General features: G+C 53.6%; 14 protein-coding genes, 6 tRNA genes, 1 other RNA gene and 1 pseudogene. 18 read left to right on the plus strand and 4 right to left on the minus strand.

Annotated elements, in window-relative coordinates; all coding sequences use genetic code 11:
* Positions 1 to 70 precede the first annotated feature (70 nt).
* From LZ11_RS08160 to LZ11_RS08170, 3 genes are read left to right on the plus strand one after another with little or no spacing between them, the layout of a single operon-like run.
* Positions 71 to 757, plus strand: a complete 687-nt coding sequence (locus LZ11_RS08160) for an ABC transporter ATP-binding protein (protein WP_281282729.1) — start codon at positions 71 to 73, stop codon at positions 755 to 757.
* A 20-nt stretch (positions 758 to 777) separates the two neighbouring features.
* Positions 778 to 2,580, plus strand: coding sequence for an efflux RND transporter periplasmic adaptor subunit (locus LZ11_RS08165; protein ID WP_246110765.1), 1,803 nt, complete (start codon positions 778 to 780; stop codon positions 2,578 to 2,580).
* A 12-nt stretch (positions 2,581 to 2,592) separates the two neighbouring features.
* Complete coding sequence (locus tag LZ11_RS08170; protein WP_246110766.1) at positions 2,593 to 3,936, plus strand: ABC transporter permease; 1,344 nt, start codon at positions 2,593 to 2,595, stop codon at positions 3,934 to 3,936.
* Between the two features lie 45 nt (positions 3,937 to 3,981).
* Here LZ11_RS08170 and LZ11_RS13180 read toward each other — a convergent pair.
* A pseudogene (locus tag LZ11_RS13180) lies at positions 3,982 to 4,128 on the minus strand (nucleotidyltransferase domain-containing protein); the annotation flags it as partial.
* Positions 4,129 to 4,336: 208 nt separating this feature from the next.
* Here LZ11_RS13180 and LZ11_RS08175 point away from each other — a divergent pair.
* Together LZ11_RS08175 and LZ11_RS08180 are read left to right on the plus strand one after the other, a co-directional pair.
* On the plus strand, positions 4,337 to 5,593 hold the full coding sequence (locus tag LZ11_RS08175; protein ID WP_148867409.1) for a glycerol-3-phosphate acyltransferase: 1,257 nt from the start codon (positions 4,337 to 4,339) through the stop codon (positions 5,591 to 5,593).
* Positions 5,559 to 6,170 (plus strand): GNAT family N-acetyltransferase, encoded by a 612-nt coding sequence (locus tag LZ11_RS08180; protein WP_148867410.1) that lies wholly within the window; start codon positions 5,559 to 5,561, stop codon positions 6,168 to 6,170. Before LZ11_RS08175 ends, LZ11_RS08180 begins: the two co-directional genes overlap by 35 nt.
* A gap of 10 nt (positions 6,171 to 6,180) precedes the next feature.
* On the opposite strand, the gene LZ11_RS08185 is transcribed toward LZ11_RS08180, so the two are convergent.
* Positions 6,181 to 6,765 (minus strand): DUF6036 family nucleotidyltransferase, encoded by a 585-nt coding sequence (locus LZ11_RS08185; RefSeq protein WP_148867411.1) that lies wholly within the window; start codon positions 6,763 to 6,765, stop codon positions 6,181 to 6,183.
* Complete coding sequence (locus LZ11_RS08190; RefSeq protein ID WP_148867412.1) at positions 6,747 to 6,992, minus strand: hypothetical protein; 246 nt, start codon at positions 6,990 to 6,992, stop codon at positions 6,747 to 6,749. The genes LZ11_RS08185 and LZ11_RS08190 overlap by 19 nt, the downstream gene beginning before the upstream one ends.
* A 107-nt stretch (positions 6,993 to 7,099) precedes the next feature.
* Between LZ11_RS08190 and LZ11_RS08195 the strand changes: the two genes are divergently transcribed.
* Positions 7,100 to 7,531 carry a pilus assembly PilX N-terminal domain-containing protein gene (locus tag LZ11_RS08195; RefSeq protein WP_148867413.1) on the plus strand — a complete coding sequence of 144 codons (432 nt, stop codon included), beginning with the start codon at positions 7,100 to 7,102 and terminating at the stop codon, positions 7,529 to 7,531.
* On the opposite strand, the gene LZ11_RS08200 is transcribed toward LZ11_RS08195, so the two are convergent.
* Positions 7,528 to 8,727: an MFS transporter gene (locus LZ11_RS08200; protein WP_148867414.1), complete on the minus strand. Its 1,200-nt coding sequence runs from the start codon at positions 8,725 to 8,727 to the stop codon at positions 7,528 to 7,530. The genes LZ11_RS08195 and LZ11_RS08200 overlap by 4 nt on opposite strands.
* Positions 8,728 to 8,934: 207 nt before the next feature.
* On the opposite strand from LZ11_RS08200, the gene LZ11_RS08205 reads away from it, so the two are divergent.
* From LZ11_RS08205 to LZ11_RS08260, 12 genes are all read left to right on the plus strand, one after another.
* A tRNA-Ser gene (locus tag LZ11_RS08205) sits at positions 8,935 to 9,021 on the plus strand.
* Between the two features lie 10 nt (positions 9,022 to 9,031).
* Positions 9,032 to 9,127 (plus strand) — tRNA-Ser (locus LZ11_RS08210).
* 5 nt (positions 9,128 to 9,132) lie between these two features.
* Positions 9,133 to 9,209 (plus strand) — tRNA-Arg (locus tag LZ11_RS08215).
* Positions 9,210 to 9,223: 14 nt separating this feature from the next.
* Positions 9,224 to 9,300: transfer RNA gene (locus LZ11_RS08220), tRNA-Arg, on the plus strand.
* Between the two features lie 24 nt (positions 9,301 to 9,324).
* Positions 9,325 to 9,783 (plus strand): tRNA adenosine(34) deaminase TadA, encoded by a 459-nt coding sequence (tadA, locus tag LZ11_RS08225; RefSeq protein WP_148867415.1) that lies wholly within the window; start codon positions 9,325 to 9,327, stop codon positions 9,781 to 9,783.
* A gap of 6 nt (positions 9,784 to 9,789) precedes the next feature.
* Positions 9,790 to 9,880: transfer RNA gene (locus tag LZ11_RS08230), tRNA-Ser, on the plus strand.
* A 12-nt stretch (positions 9,881 to 9,892) separates the two neighbouring features.
* Positions 9,893 to 9,987: transfer RNA gene (locus tag LZ11_RS08235), tRNA-Ser, on the plus strand.
* A 25-nt stretch (positions 9,988 to 10,012) separates the two neighbouring features.
* Positions 10,013 to 10,277: signal recognition particle sRNA large type (gene ffs / locus LZ11_RS08240), an RNA gene on the plus strand.
* A gap of 70 nt (positions 10,278 to 10,347) precedes the next feature.
* Complete coding sequence (dnaX, locus tag LZ11_RS08245) at positions 10,348 to 12,063, plus strand: DNA polymerase III subunit gamma/tau (RefSeq protein WP_148867416.1); 1,716 nt, start codon at positions 10,348 to 10,350, stop codon at positions 12,061 to 12,063.
* Positions 12,064 to 12,084: 21 nt separating this feature from the next.
* Positions 12,085 to 12,414, plus strand: coding sequence for a YbaB/EbfC family nucleoid-associated protein (locus LZ11_RS08250; RefSeq protein WP_148867417.1), 330 nt, complete (start codon positions 12,085 to 12,087; stop codon positions 12,412 to 12,414).
* A 12-nt stretch (positions 12,415 to 12,426) separates the two neighbouring features.
* The gene (gene recR, locus LZ11_RS08255) at positions 12,427 to 13,023 is read left to right on the plus strand and encodes a recombination mediator RecR (protein WP_148867418.1); all 597 of its coding nucleotides are present in this window, start codon (positions 12,427 to 12,429) and stop codon (positions 13,021 to 13,023) included.
* Between the two features lie 398 nt (positions 13,024 to 13,421).
* Positions 13,422 to 13,669: helix-turn-helix domain-containing protein (locus LZ11_RS08260; RefSeq protein ID WP_148866478.1), on the plus strand; the 248-nt coding region annotated here is incomplete at its 3' end.

Here is a 13,669-nt window from a genome sequence, read left to right on the forward strand (position 1 = left end):
ATGTTGTCGGGGCTATTTTTTTTATCCAAATAATGGAGTGGAAGTAAACGGCTAATAAGGGGGTGATTTTTTGCCGCTGATAGAACTCAGAGGCATAACCAGGTGGTACAGAAACGGCAGGGTGGTTATAAACGCCCTTAGCGATATAGACCTGGCGGTGGGAAAGGGCGAATTCGTCACGATAATGGGCCCTTCGGGCTCGGGGAAGTCCACGCTGCTGAACATAATAGGCTGTCTTGACAGGCCTTCCGGGGGCGAGTACATACTCGACGGCATGAGGGTTGAAAGATTAAGCGACGATAAACTCTCCGAAATAAGGAACCGTTATATAGGTTTCGTGTTTCAGAGCTTTCACCTGCTGCCGGGCCTGGACGCCATGGGAAACGCGGAGCTTCCCCTCATATACAGGGGCGTTGGTGCGGCGGAAAGGAGAAGGCGCGTAAGGCAAGCCCTTGAGGCCGTAGGGCTTTCAGACCGGATTCACCACAAGCCCTCCGAGCTTTCCGGCGGGGAACAGCAGAGGGTGGCGATTGCGAGAGCCCTGGCCCAGGAACCGCTGCTCATCCTGGCCGACGAGCCCACCGGTGCCCTGGATTCAAAAACGGGCCGGACGATCATGGAGCTGTTCCGGAAGCTTAACGCGGAAAGGGGCATCACGATTATAATGGTTACCCATGACCGGGACATGGCCCGCTACGGGCACCGCATTGTGAAGCTCCTGGACGGGAGGATCAAAGAAGAAGAACTGGTGGGTTGATATAAATCGGCGGATGCCCGGTGGCTGGTCGCCGTAACCGGGGTTCTATTATAGTGGAATCGATGATTTACTGGCAAGGAGGGGTCTTTACCGTGTACAGAAAAATTTTAGCCGTCATTGCCGTGGTGGCTGCGGTGGTAGCCGGTGGGTTTTACGCCTTTAAAAGCCTTATGCCTCCGCCCGAAGAAACGAGCACGGGACCCGTATACTCCACGGCAAAGGTGATCAGGGGAGACATAAGCGTCGGTGTGGAAACTTCCGGCCCGCTCCACCCCAACCGGGGCGGTGGAATAGTGGTGCCGTACAATATGGAAGGGCAGGGGGGGCCTGCGAGTTACATAATAGAGGAAGTGCTGGTGAAGGAAGGGGATGAGGTAAAGGCGGGGCAGCTTCTGGTCAGACTCAGGGCTCCAAGCCTCCAGGGGGAGATCGAGTCCCTGGAGCAGCAGCTGGAGACTGCGAAAAAGTCGCTGGCCGGCAAATTAAACGTGGAGCCCCATGAGATATACGGCGTGGACCCATCCACCGGCATAACTTTAAGGGCGCCGGAGGACGGCAGGATAATAGGCCTTACGGTAAAAGAAGGTGCGGAGATCAAGCAGGGGGATATAGTGGCCCGGGTCGTCGACGATTCCAAATTCAAGGTTACGGCGAAGCTGAACCCCGGGGAATTCGAGATGGCGAAGGACTGCCGCAAGGCGTTTTTGAGGTTCAATCAGTTTGAGGGAGTGATCGAAGGGAGGATCACGGATATAAATACCGAGCCGGTAGTTGAGCCTTCGCCCGGCAGCGGCGGAGGGGGCGAGGGCGGCGATGCGCTGTACCAGTACGTCTATTATATGACGATAGAGGGCGATAACCCCGGACTGGTGATGCCGGGCATGACGGCGCAGGTAGGAGTAGCAAAAGGCGAAACTACCCGGCCCGACGATCCGGCGGTTCTCTGGCTGCGATTTCCGGCGCAGGTGGAAGGGTACTCCGTGGAGGAGACCATCACGAGCACCGTTGAAGCCCGGGTGACGAAGGTTCACGTCAAGGACAGGAACCGGGTAAAGAAAGGAGATGCGGTAATTTCCCTTACCGGCTCCGATGTGCGCGATATGCTGGAAGAGGAGCTGGAAAAGATCCGCGAGCTTGAGGATAAGCTCAGACGGCTTTACGGCCAGTACGAGCTTCTTGAAATCAAATCCCCCATGGACGGTGTTGTGGCCAGCATAAACGCCCAGCCCGGCAGGACCATACAGATGGGCGAGTGGTTGGGCCACATCTACAACTCCGAAGATATGCAGATGTGGGCCCAGGTGGACGACGTGGACGTGCTCATGGTGAAGCAGGGGTCTCCCGTGAAAGTGACGGTGGACGCCCTGCCGGGTAAGACGTTTGAAGGTAAAGTGATGCACGTCGCCACCATGGGCAAGGATATGAGCGGCATCACCCGGTTTGAGGTTTCCATAAGCGTGAAGGGCACGCCGGAACTGCGGCCGGGGATGCAGGCCAGGGCGTACATAGAGGCCGGCAGCGCCAGCAACGTGCTGCTCGTGCCGGTGGAAGCCGTTTTCGAGGAGGACGGCCAGCCCATGGTAGAGGTGCTGCAGCCCGATGGCACCACAAAGATTGTGCGCGTCGAACTGGGGCTGATGAACGATCGCCATGCGGAGATTAAAAGCGGCCTCGAAGAGGGCTGGCTGGTGGTGACCGGCAGCAGTGCCGACATACTGCCGGGGCAGCGGATTAAATCTAACGAGATCCTGCCCGGGACCGGCCAGCAGGGGAACGGTGAAGGCCAGGGTGACGGCGGCAGCCCCCAGGACAAGGGGAACTGAGGGGGGATGGCGGTGAGGTTTTTTGATTCGTGGCGGTCTTTCTGGGTGCGGTTCATTTTCGGCGCTCAGATGGCGTGGCACGGGGTTGCGGTCAATCCCCTCCGCTCCGGCCTCACTATGCTGGGAGTGGCCATTGGCGTTGCGTCGGTTATAAGCCTCATGGGTATAGGTGAGGGGGCGCGCCTGGCCGTGGTGCGGCAGTTTGAGAGCCTGGGTTCCAACGTAATCGTGATAAAGGCCCACGACGCGAAGGCCGAGTTTCAGCCCGAAGAGGCCCGGGAGCTGGTGGAGAGGGTTTCCGGGCTCAGATATGCGTCCCCGGTGACCCGGACTAATGCCGTCATGAAGTGGCGAAGGGCCAGGGGACAGGTGGATATACTGGGTGTGAGCAGCGATTTCCCCCAGCTTCGCGACCATAAACTCGTATCCGGCAGGTTTTTTACTCCTTGGCATGTGGAACAGCGGTCACCGGTAGCCGTGCTGGGCTACAACATAGGTGCGGGCCTGTTGGGTGGCAGAAGTCCCGTGGGGCAGACGGTCACGCTGAACGGGCAGACCTTCAGGATCGTGGGTGTGCTGGAGAAAAAAGGCGAAGGTCAGGGGGAAGGCATAGACGATAAAATAATAATACCGTACACTACGGCCATGAAGATAGCTGGGAAAAGGACGGTCGACGAAATATGGGTTAAAGCCGAATCGGCAAAGGCGGCGGACCTTGCAATAGCCCAGCTGGGGCGAATTTACAGGAGAAAGCTGGGGCTTGACAACAAAGCCCCGGTTCCCACCGGCGGGGAGCAGAAGCAGGGAGAAACGCCCGGCGAAGGGCCCGGAACGGGAAAACCGGTGGAACCCAAGCCCGCTCCGGCCCCCGAAACCCCCGGGAAAGACAGCACGCCGGGCCTGGAACTTGGCAAGGACATAATTACAATTACCAATCTCAATACGCTGGTAGAAGAGGCCGATAAGGCCAACAGGGTCATGACACTGCTTTTAGGGGGAATAGCTGCGGTATCCCTGCTGGTAGGAGGCCTCGGCATAATGAACATAATGCTGGTGGCGGTAACCGAGAGGACCGGCGAGATAGGCGTGAGGAGAGCGCTGGGGGCCAAGCGCTCCGACCTTCTGATGCAGTTCCTGCTGGAGGCCCTTTACCTGAGCGGCATGGGAGCGGCGGCTGGCACCGCCGCGGGATTATGGGGCGTGGGCATATTCAACCGGTACGGACTCACCGCCGTCGTCAGCCTGGAGGCGGTGAAAGTCGCGGTGCTGGTGGCCCTGGGGTGCGGCCTGCTTTTCGGCGTGTATCCGGCGTGGACCGCCGCCTCGGTGCCGCCCGTGGAAGCCCTGCGACGATAAAAAGAGCTCCTTTACGGAGCTTACCGCACCGGGTACCAGTATTATACCCAAATCTATGTCGCTGTCAGTCCTCATCTTATCAAGTGCAGAGCCAAAAAGATATACCCCCGCAATTTCGGTGAATTGGCCGAGCTTTTCTGCTATAAAGACTTCCAACTTACCCCTGTCAATTTGAATCAGGTCCGATGGCATTTTGTCACTTCCTTTTGGTTGCTATTGAAAACTCCTTAATAAAATTCTATTACAAGAAATAAGTAAGAATTTATAAGTGTATCCCCGCACATTGACTTAAGAAAGACCCGTTTGTTAGAATATTGTGGGCGCTGCATAATTTTAACTCAGCAAAGAGCGGAGCATGCGCTGAGGGAAAAACATATAAATACAAAAAGGGGAAGATTTTATGGCGCAGCTCTGGCTTTCGGGTATAATCTCATACTTCATCGGTAGTTTTTTCGTGATAAAGGACCGCCCAGTGGGCCATATTCTGGATTTTTCAAAAGGATATCTCACCATGTGGCTGGCTGGTATGTACCTCCCCTCCGGGGTTTCCTATCTTCTCGCCTCGGGTGGGGTGCTGATAGGCCACACCCGGCCGCTTTTTTATAAATTCAACGGGGATACTACGGAGGCCCTGGCGCTTGGAGTGATCACCTTCATGTCGCCGCCTTTCGGGCTTATCATACTGTTTTTCTTCCTGCTCCTAAAATTTCTCTTTAACGATTATGACAGTGCGGTTTTCGCCACTTCCTTTTTAATCCCTGTTTTAGCCTTAAAATTTTTCAGGAGCGATTCTTATATAATAATATCGCTTCTAATATTCGGCAGCCTGGCCGTGCAGTTCTGGCCGCCTGCCTTTGAAAAACGGCTGAAACCTGCCATTTTTACCCGAGCGGCCTTCGCTTCCCTGCTGCTCTTTTTACTGTTGCTGTTTTATTTTAACAAATACGTATACAAGGGTTTCGGCGTGCAGAGGGATATAATCCGGCATGGACCGTGGCAGTTTAAATATGTGGCCATCACCTTCGACGACGGCCCGGACCCCGTATACACTCTCCAGATATTAGACATATTAAAAGAAAAGGGCGTCCCTGCCACCTTTTTTCTGATCGGAAAGAATGCGGAACAGTACCCCGAGATCGCCAGAAGAATAGTGAAGGAGGGGCATTCCATAGGCAACCACACCTATTCCCACCGGAGCCTCATACCGCTTTCTGCTAGGGCAACCCGGGAGGAGATAAAAAAAGCCGAAGAAGCCATAAAAAAGGCGACCGGCGTAAGGGCTACACTTTTCAGGCCGCCCAGGGGCGTCTATTCGGCCTACGCCAGGAAGTTTTTGAAGGAAGAGCGGTACACGATGGTGCTGTGGGACGTGTCCGCTATGGATTGGGCTGAGCTGCCGCCCAACAATATAGTTTCCTATGTGGTCAACCGGGTGAAGCCGGGGTCGATAATTCTGTTTCACGACAGCGGGGACCTGGTGACCTTTAAAGGCGGTGACAGGACGAGCACCGTCATGGCCCTTCCGGTTGTAATCGATGAGCTGAGGGCCCGGGGTTACGAATTCGTGACTGTGGACCAGATGATCTTTCTGGCGGAATTGATGAGGACGGAGGAGCAGGTTGATGAAAATAATAGCGGCGGAGATCAAACACATTGAGGCCGTGGTGGACATATTCTGCGCGGCGTTCAGCAGGAGCATAATGTTTTTCACGCCTTTGAACTCTGCCGTTAAAAGGGCGTTTCGCGACTTTTTTATGCTTCTGCGGGATACCTTCAACGGTGGGTTCATGGTGGCCGTCGACGGCAACGAGGTCTGCGGCTATATAGTTATGGCCGACGACATAAAAAGGCTCTGGCTGAGGGCAATCTTTTCCGGATTTCTCTTCAAGATATTCTTAAAGGCCATCGGCGGGATATACGGTGTGGGTTTATCGACGATATACAGAGTGGTGAAGAATAAGCTGTGTTACATGAAGTTCGAGGTCACTACCAGGCCCTCCGCCCAGCTGCTCTCCATAGCCGTCGCCCCCGAGCACCACGGCCGGGGGATTGGGAAAAAGCTGCTGGAGGCGGGTTTAAAATACATGGCTTCTCTTGGTGTCAGGAGGGTCAAGCTGGAGGTAAGGCCCGACAACGCTCCGGCCGTGAGGATCTACGAAAAGTACGGCTTCAAACCGGCCGGAAAAACCAGGGACCTTCAGGGAGATTGGCTGATAATGGTAAAGGAGCTATAAAAGGGTTAATCTATAATTTTTCTATTAATTTCTTGCTTTTATCGATAACGGAAGTTAATATATCTGCAACCTGGTTTTTATGAGCTTCTTCTTTTAAATAATCAAAATCAATCTTTTTAAAGTGCAATGCCATAATTTTTATCGCCCACTCTTCATCATCGGTGCTATGCCAAAATTTTGCCGCCAATAACCTGTCAATTATCAAATCTTCGATACCGATTATATAAGCTTCCATATTATCTACTTCGACTGTGATAACTTTTTCTGTTGATCCTGCAAGGTATTCATCGGGAACTTCAATAGCCAGATCGATCTCTTCATTGTACCAATGCCTTTCTCCTGTCCTTCTGGTAAATCCCAGCTTTTCAAATACTTCTTTTGCGTGCTCTCTCCCTCTTATTACTAGATCGATATCTTTTGTCGCATAACCTCCAAGAGTATAAAATTCTAGTGCCCTGCCACCAACAAGGATAGGCTTGATATTTTTGGTTTTCAGGGCCTCAGTTATAATTGCCGTAATTTTTAATGCTTTTTTCAAACTGTTGTGTTCATCTGCAATAGACTTTAAGTGCTGCTTCAAAAGTTTTTCATCCAATCTAATCTGTACCTCCTCGGGGCGATTTCGCTAATGGCACCGGTCTCTAACGCCCTCTGCCATCTTTTATAATCGAGTAGAAAAAGGACGAAGGTTTCCTCGGGATCGCGGGGTTTTCGCTTAACTTTTTTCCCGCGGGTCCGTTCGGATTCCATCAGGCTGTATATTTTAAAAGAATCTTTTTGTAATTGTTTTATATAGTCTTCGAAGATTATTTTTTCACTCATAAACCATCCCTCTTCTCATAATCCTATTATAACAAAAATTTTCTTGAAACGAAGTTTAACCGGTGGTATTTTATTATTGAATGTTTCATGAAAGGTTTGTGAGGCAAGTGTCGAATAAAGTTCTGCCTAAAAGCGGCCGTGAAGCGGGCCTCGCCCTTATTACGGTTGTATTTGCAGTCGCAGTGCTGCTCCTGCTGGGCGTTGCCATTCTGGACATGATGACCGCCGAACTCAAAAAAACCGCGTATTTCAGGGATAGCGCGATAGCATATTACCTGGCGGAAGCGGGAATCCAGAAAACCCTCGCCGCCTTGAAAAAAGACCCGGATCACAGGCCCAAAGGAGCCGGAGACCTGGGAGACGGGTCTTTTGAGGTATCGGTGGAAGAGGTAAACCCCGGCAGGCTGGAGATAACGTCACAGGGTGCGGCGGGCCGGGCAAGGGAAAAGCTTTCGGTGACCGTGGAAGTCTTAACCGGCGAAGAGGGGACGTATATAAAGGTAATTTCCTGGGGTCAGGAAGGCAAAGAGGACCTTTAAACGGCGCCCGAATCCTCGCGGACAGGTTCCTTGACGAAGAATGAAAGCAGGTATGCGGCAAGAAAGAGGCACGCGCTTCCGAAAAACGAATAGGCCAGTCCAAAACGATCGCCCATTATGCCGCCAAGGGTTGACCCGAATACGAGGCCGATGGACATTATTCCGTTGTAGACTCCGAAGGAACTCCCCTGCCTGCCCCTGCCGCCGACCTTCGCTATGAGCACGTTTCCCGAGATGGTCATGGCTGCGTTGAAAAACCCGAATATAAACCTCAAGATCAATAAAGACGCCACCGAACCGGCCAGCCCCTGCAGGGCGGTTAAAAGAGAGCTGCCTGCGAGAGACCAGCGGTAAAGGGATGTGAGAGGGATGCCCGTCATTTTTCCGATAAAGGGCGAAGCGATGGCCGTCGAAATCCCTATAATAGAGAACACCATGCCGGTATAAAGCTCCGCATTCTCCGGGGCCATCTTTCTCATGACCAGGCTCAGCGTCGGAAGTATGGCCATAAGGGCGGCCTGAGTCAAAAGCCCGGTCATGAACACCAGGGTGAGCTGCCGGTTTTTGAAAGTCTTGATGATGCTGTCTTTGATCGAGTCCTCCGCTTTTTTTGAGCGGGGCGCTTCTTTTATCCTGGTGACGTAGGGCAGCACCCCGGCGATGGTAAGCAGAAACCCGGTGAAGGCAAGGCTGCCCCTCACTCCGAAGAGCTTTGCGGTCAGACCTCCGATCATCGGTCCCGTAATGGCCCCTACGGCGGATGCGGCGTTGACCATTCCCAGGTTATGGCTGAGCCTGTCCGGGCTGCTGGTGGAAGCCACCAGGGTTATCGCCGCCGGTATGTATCCCGACAGAGCGCCGTTCAAAGCTCTGAGCATCAGGAGCTGGATGTGGTTCTTGGATGCGGCCATTAGAAAATACACTACCCCCATACCGAGGCCAGCCCGGGCCATCATCGGCTTCTTGCCGTAACGGTCCGAGATAGCGCCCCATACGGGGGCCATGATTCCGAAAGTCACCGCATGTATGGAAAATATGAGGCTCGACCAGAAGGATATGTTAGATTCCAGGCCCAATTCAATAAGGAGCGACGGGAGAAAGGGGGTAATAGATGAAAAGGCTATCTGGGCGATGAACACACCGATCGAAATTAGAAAAAGGTTGCGGTCATCGAGCGAAAATTGAAATAAATGCATTTGAAATTCCTCCTGCCATATATTATACTATATTAGCCTGTGAGTTCAATAAAAATAATCAATTTCAGCGTAGATGTTTTGTACGACCGAATACACCGCAAAAGGCTTTCTCTACCATAAATAAGTCTTGCAACGGAATAGGTACATTGTGTCTCTTCCGGTTGACAATAGACCTTCAATATGCTATACTTTGAATTGCCATCGGACGGAGGGGTGTCCGAGTGGTTTAAGGAGCTGGTCTTGAAAACCAGTGCCCCAAAAGGGCCGGGGGTTCGAATCCCTCCCCCTCTGCCAGAATTCCCGGGGAGAGATGGCCGAGAAGGTCGAAGGCGGTCGCCTGCTAAGCGACTATACGGACCTAAAATCCGTATCGCGGGTTCGAATCCCGCTCTCTCCGCCATACGTGCGCCTGTAGCTCAAATGGATAGAGCGTCTGACTACGGATCAGAAGGCTGTGGGTTCGACTCCTGCCAGGCGCACCAGAGACTTATCATATGCGCCCGTAGCTCAGGAGGAAAGAGCAGCGGTTTCCTAAACCGCGTGCCGGGGGTTCGAGTCCTCCCGGGCGCACCATTCTTTTTAAAAGGGATTAAAATAATGCAGGAAAAAGACCACGAATACTTCATGCGCGAAGCCCTGAAGGAAGCACGGAAGGCCTTTGAGGAAGACGAAGTGCCCATCGGGGCGGTAATCGCGTACGATGGCCGCATAATTGCCCGGGCCCATAACCTCAGAGAGGGAAGCCGGGACGCCACCGCTCACGCGGAGGTACTGGCGATAAGGGCCGCGTGCGATGCCATGGGCACCTGGAGGCTCACGGGATGCAGCCTTTACGTTACGCTGGAGCCGTGCCCCATGTGCGCCGGGGCCATTATCCTGGCCAGGCTCGATAGGGTGGTGTTCGGCGCGCAGGACCCGAAAGCCGGGGCTGCGGGCAGTGTGGTGGACCTTTTCAGCGTCGAAAGATTCAACCACCACCCGGAAGTAGTTTCCGGTGTGCTGGCCGAAGAATGCGGCATTTTGCTGAAGGAGTTTTTCAGGCAAAAAAGATCATAACTTGGTGGAGAGATGGCCGAGAGGTCGAAGGCGCTCGCCTCGAAAGCGAGTAGGCGGTAATCCCGCCTCGTGAGTTCGAATCTCACTCTCTCCGCCAGAAAAAAAGCGTGGAGAGATGGCTGAGTGGTCGAAGGCGCTCGACTGGAAATCGAGTAGACGGGGAAAATCCTCGTCTCGCGGGTTCGAATCCCGCTCTCTCCGCCATTTTTATATCTGCAGAAAAATTTGGCCGTGCTAGACGGGGAGGTAGCGGTGCCCTGTACCCACAAACCGCTGTAGTGGGGTCGAATTCCCTCCCGAGGTTTTCTCCCTGTGGGGTCCGGCCATGACAAGTGGCGAGGAGGGCCGGGTCCCGCGCAATGGAAACTTCTGAACCCCGCCAGGTCCGGGAGGAAGCAACGGTAAGGAAGCCCTTCCATGTGCCGCGGGGCAGCCTGGTCGGAGCTAACTATCATGGTAACGCCCGGAGGGAAAAATCGACGGAGGGTGCACGGCCAAAATTTTCAGCCGCCGGAACTTTCCGGCGGCCTTTAAAATATATAAGGAAATCGTGGGGGAGATCCCATGGCGTACGTGGCCCTATACAGGAGGTACAGGCCCAGGGATTTCGATGAGATCGTGGGTCAGGAAGCCATTGTAAGGACTTTAAAAAACCAGATCAGAACCGGAAGGATTGGTCACGCTTATCTTTTTTGCGGCATGAGGGGCACCGGCAAGACCAGCACCGCGAGGGTTTTCGCAAAAGCCCTGAACTGCGAACAGGGCCCCACCGACACCCCCTGCAACCGGTGCAGCAACTGCCAGGCCATCAACGAAGGCGGCATGATAGACGTTATCGAGATGGATGCGGCTTCAAACCGGGGCATAGACGACATACGCACTCTCAGGGAAAGGGTGAATTTCCCTCCCTCCGAAGGGCGGTACAGGGTATACATAATCGACGAGGTGCACATGCTCACCACCGAAGCCTTCAACGCCCTTCTGAAAACCCTGGAGGAGCCGCCGGAGCACGTGGTTTTTATTCTCGCCACCACCGAACCCAACAAGCTCCCCTCCACCATCCTTTCCCGCTGCATGAGGTTTGATTTCAGGAGGGTCCAGACCCGAGAACTGGTGGCCCACCTGAAGAGAATTTCGGCGGAAAACGGCGTCGAGGCTGAAGAAAAAGCTCTCGCCCTGATAGCCAGGAGTTCCCAGGGGTCCATGCGGGACGCTTTGAGCCTGCTGGACAAAGCCCTGGCTTTCGGCGGCGATAAGCTTACCTACCGGGATGCCCTTTCGCTCTTCGGAGCGGTGGGCGACGACCTGCTCTTCGAGGTTTCGCGGGCGGTCAGGCAGAGGGCTCCCGGCAGGATTCTCGACATCATCGAGGAAGTTATGGGTCTGGGGAAGGACCTTTTGCGCTTCACCGACGACCTGATGGGGTTTTACAGAAATTTGCTCATGGTGTCCATTGGTGCCGGCAGGAACTTGGTGGATGTGACCGACGAGGAGTACAGGGAGCTTGAGGCCCTCGCAAAAAGCTATTCCCGCGAAGAAATTCTTCACATACTGGACCTTTTAAAAGCGGCCTCCAACGACGTCCGGTGGGCGTCCCAGCCCCGCACCGCGCTGGAAGCCGCAATGGTAAAGCTGGCTATGCCGGAGCTCTGGACCGGCGAAACGGGGACATCAGGCAGGATAAAGGCCCTGGAGGAAAGGGTTGAAGAGCTGGAAAAAAGGCTGGAGGGGCTTTCCCGCAGACCCGCCGCCTGTGAAGCTCAAGACCCTGACGCCGGTGGTGCGTCCGGCGGCTCCGAGACCGGAAGTCCTGCACCCGGAGGTGCGCCAATCAGGTCCGAAAAATCTCTCGGAGTGATGTCCGAAACGGTTGCCGCCCCGCCCCCGGAAGGCGGGGAGGTCCGGCGCGAAGGCCCCGGGAAAGAACTGCTGGAATTGAAGGAGAAATGGCCCCGGGTCCTGGAGGAACTGGCAAGGAAGGGGAAGATGGCCCTGGTTAACGTCATGGAGGCCTGCCGGATCGAGCCCGTGGAACTTCAAAAGGGCAACTTGTTCCTTTCCTTCGAGGGATTCGACGGCCAGAAAGCTTTAGTAGAAAAGCAAAAGAATATAATAGAAGAAGCGATAAAAAATATAACGGGCATGCAGATTGCCGTAAAGGGGTTTAAAAAGGTGGAGGCGGCTGCGAGCCGGGATTCCCAAGACGTCTCCGATGAGGAGTTCATCAGGAGCGCTGTCGAGTTATTCGGTGAGGACATCGTTGAACTGGAAGATAATTAATTGGATTGGAGGTCGGTTTTCATGAAAAACTTCGGCGGCATGGGCAATATGAACAAGCTCATGAAGCAGGTGCAGAAAATGCAGGAAGACATGGTGAAGCTTCAGGAGGAACTGAAGCAGAAGACCGTGGAAGCCACCGCGGGCGGCGGTGTGGTAAAAGCGGTAGCCAACGGCAAGAAGGAGCTTATGGAAATTAAGATCCAGCCGGAGGCCGTTGACCCCGACGACGTGGAAATGCTGGAAGACCTCATTCTTGCTGCCGTCAACGAAGCACTGCAAAAGGCCGAGGAGATGGTGACCGAGGAAATGAGCAAGATCACCGGCGGATTGAACATACCGGGGCTGTTTTAAGGAAGGATTGAGATGGGGTATTACGCGGAACCGATCGCACGGCTCATCGAAGAATTGTCCCGCCTCCCCGGCATAGGCCCCAAGACAGCCCAGCGACTGGCCTTTCACATCCTGAAAATGCCTGCGGACAGGGCGGTAAGACTTGTTCAGGCTATAGCCGGCGCCCGGGAATCCATCGTATACTGTTCCGTATGCGGCAACTTCACCGACGTGGACCCGTGCAGCATATGCAGCGCGTCCCACCGGGACAGGAGCACCATTATGGTGGTGGAGGAACCCAAGGATGTGGTCGCCATAGAGAAGACCAGGGATTATAAGGGGCTCTATCACGTGCTGCACGGGGTGATTTCGCCGCTGGAGGGCATAGGCCCCGATGATATCAGGATAAAGGAACTGCTGTCGCGGGTGTCTTCCGGCGTGAAGGAAGTCGTCATCGCCACAAACCCCGACGTGGAGGGCGAAGCCACGGCCCTTTACATCGCCAGGCTCCTCAAACCCCTGGGATTGAAGGTGACGCGCATAGCCTACGGTATCCCGATGGGGGGAGACCTGGACTACGCCGACGAGATAACCCTGGCCAAAGCGCTGGAAGGCCGCAGGGAACTGTAGGCAAATTTTGCAAGTTGTTTCAGGAAACATGGTTTATTAGGGCAAAGGAATGTCCTGTAGGCCATGTTTTTTATTTTCCAAAAGGACTTTTTTTCTTTTTCAACTGCCAGTTATGGAATTTTAAGGGAAAAAGGATGAAGGGAATAAGGGTAAGGGTATAAATGGAAATAATAGAATAGAATACACTAACGATTTTTAAAGGGTTTGAGGGGTATTTGTGAAAGGAGTTTATTTGAAAGATGAGGGGAGTTTATTTTGATTACACATAGTTAGGATTAAGGAAAAAGGGGAAAGTGTCACCGCCGGTGTATAATTGACCCAGGAGCAACGAAAAGGAATTGACCCACCCCCTGGCGAAATATCCCTCTGATACCAGCCAAAAGATCGGAGGGAAATAAGTGCTGGGGAGTGGATCTATTATCATGTTACACGAATTAAGAGCAATGGGCAAGAGCATCCGTGCAATTGCACGAGAAACAGGCCGTTCAAGGAATACGGTAAGAAAATACTTAAGGGCAGAGGGCATTCCCGAAAGGAAGCCGCATCCCAAAAGAGGATCAAAGCTCGATCCATACAAAGACACCATTCAAGAGCTCATAAATCTTGGTATATTCAATTGCGAAGTCATCTACGAAAGAATCAAAGA

It is taken from the genome of Thermosediminibacter litoriperuensis (genome assembly GCF_008124715.1).
Taxonomy (GTDB): Bacteria; Bacillota; Thermosediminibacteria; order Thermosediminibacterales; family Thermosediminibacteraceae; genus Thermosediminibacter; species Thermosediminibacter litoriperuensis.

Excerpts from the sequence above, each read along its gene's own strand:
- LZ11_RS08190 (WP_148867412.1), bottom strand. The coding sequence starts at position 6,992 with ATGAGTGAAAAAATAATCTTCGAAGACTATATAAAACAATTACAAAAA.
- LZ11_RS08200 (WP_148867414.1), bottom strand. The coding sequence starts at position 8,727 with ATGCATTTATTTCAATTTTCGCTCGATGACCGCAACCTTTTTCTAATT.
- LZ11_RS08175 (WP_148867409.1), top strand. The coding sequence starts at position 4,337 with ATGGCGCAGCTCTGGCTTTCGGGTATAATCTCATACTTCATCGGTAGT.
- recR (WP_148867418.1), top strand. The coding sequence starts at position 12,427 with ATGGGGTATTACGCGGAACCGATCGCACGGCTCATCGAAGAATTGTCC.
- dnaX (WP_148867416.1), top strand. The coding sequence starts at position 10,348 with ATGGCGTACGTGGCCCTATACAGGAGGTACAGGCCCAGGGATTTCGAT.
- tadA (WP_148867415.1), top strand. The coding sequence starts at position 9,325 with ATGCAGGAAAAAGACCACGAATACTTCATGCGCGAAGCCCTGAAGGAA.
- LZ11_RS08250 (WP_148867417.1), top strand. The coding sequence starts at position 12,085 with ATGAAAAACTTCGGCGGCATGGGCAATATGAACAAGCTCATGAAGCAG.
- LZ11_RS08180 (WP_148867410.1), top strand. The coding sequence starts at position 5,559 with ATGAAAATAATAGCGGCGGAGATCAAACACATTGAGGCCGTGGTGGAC.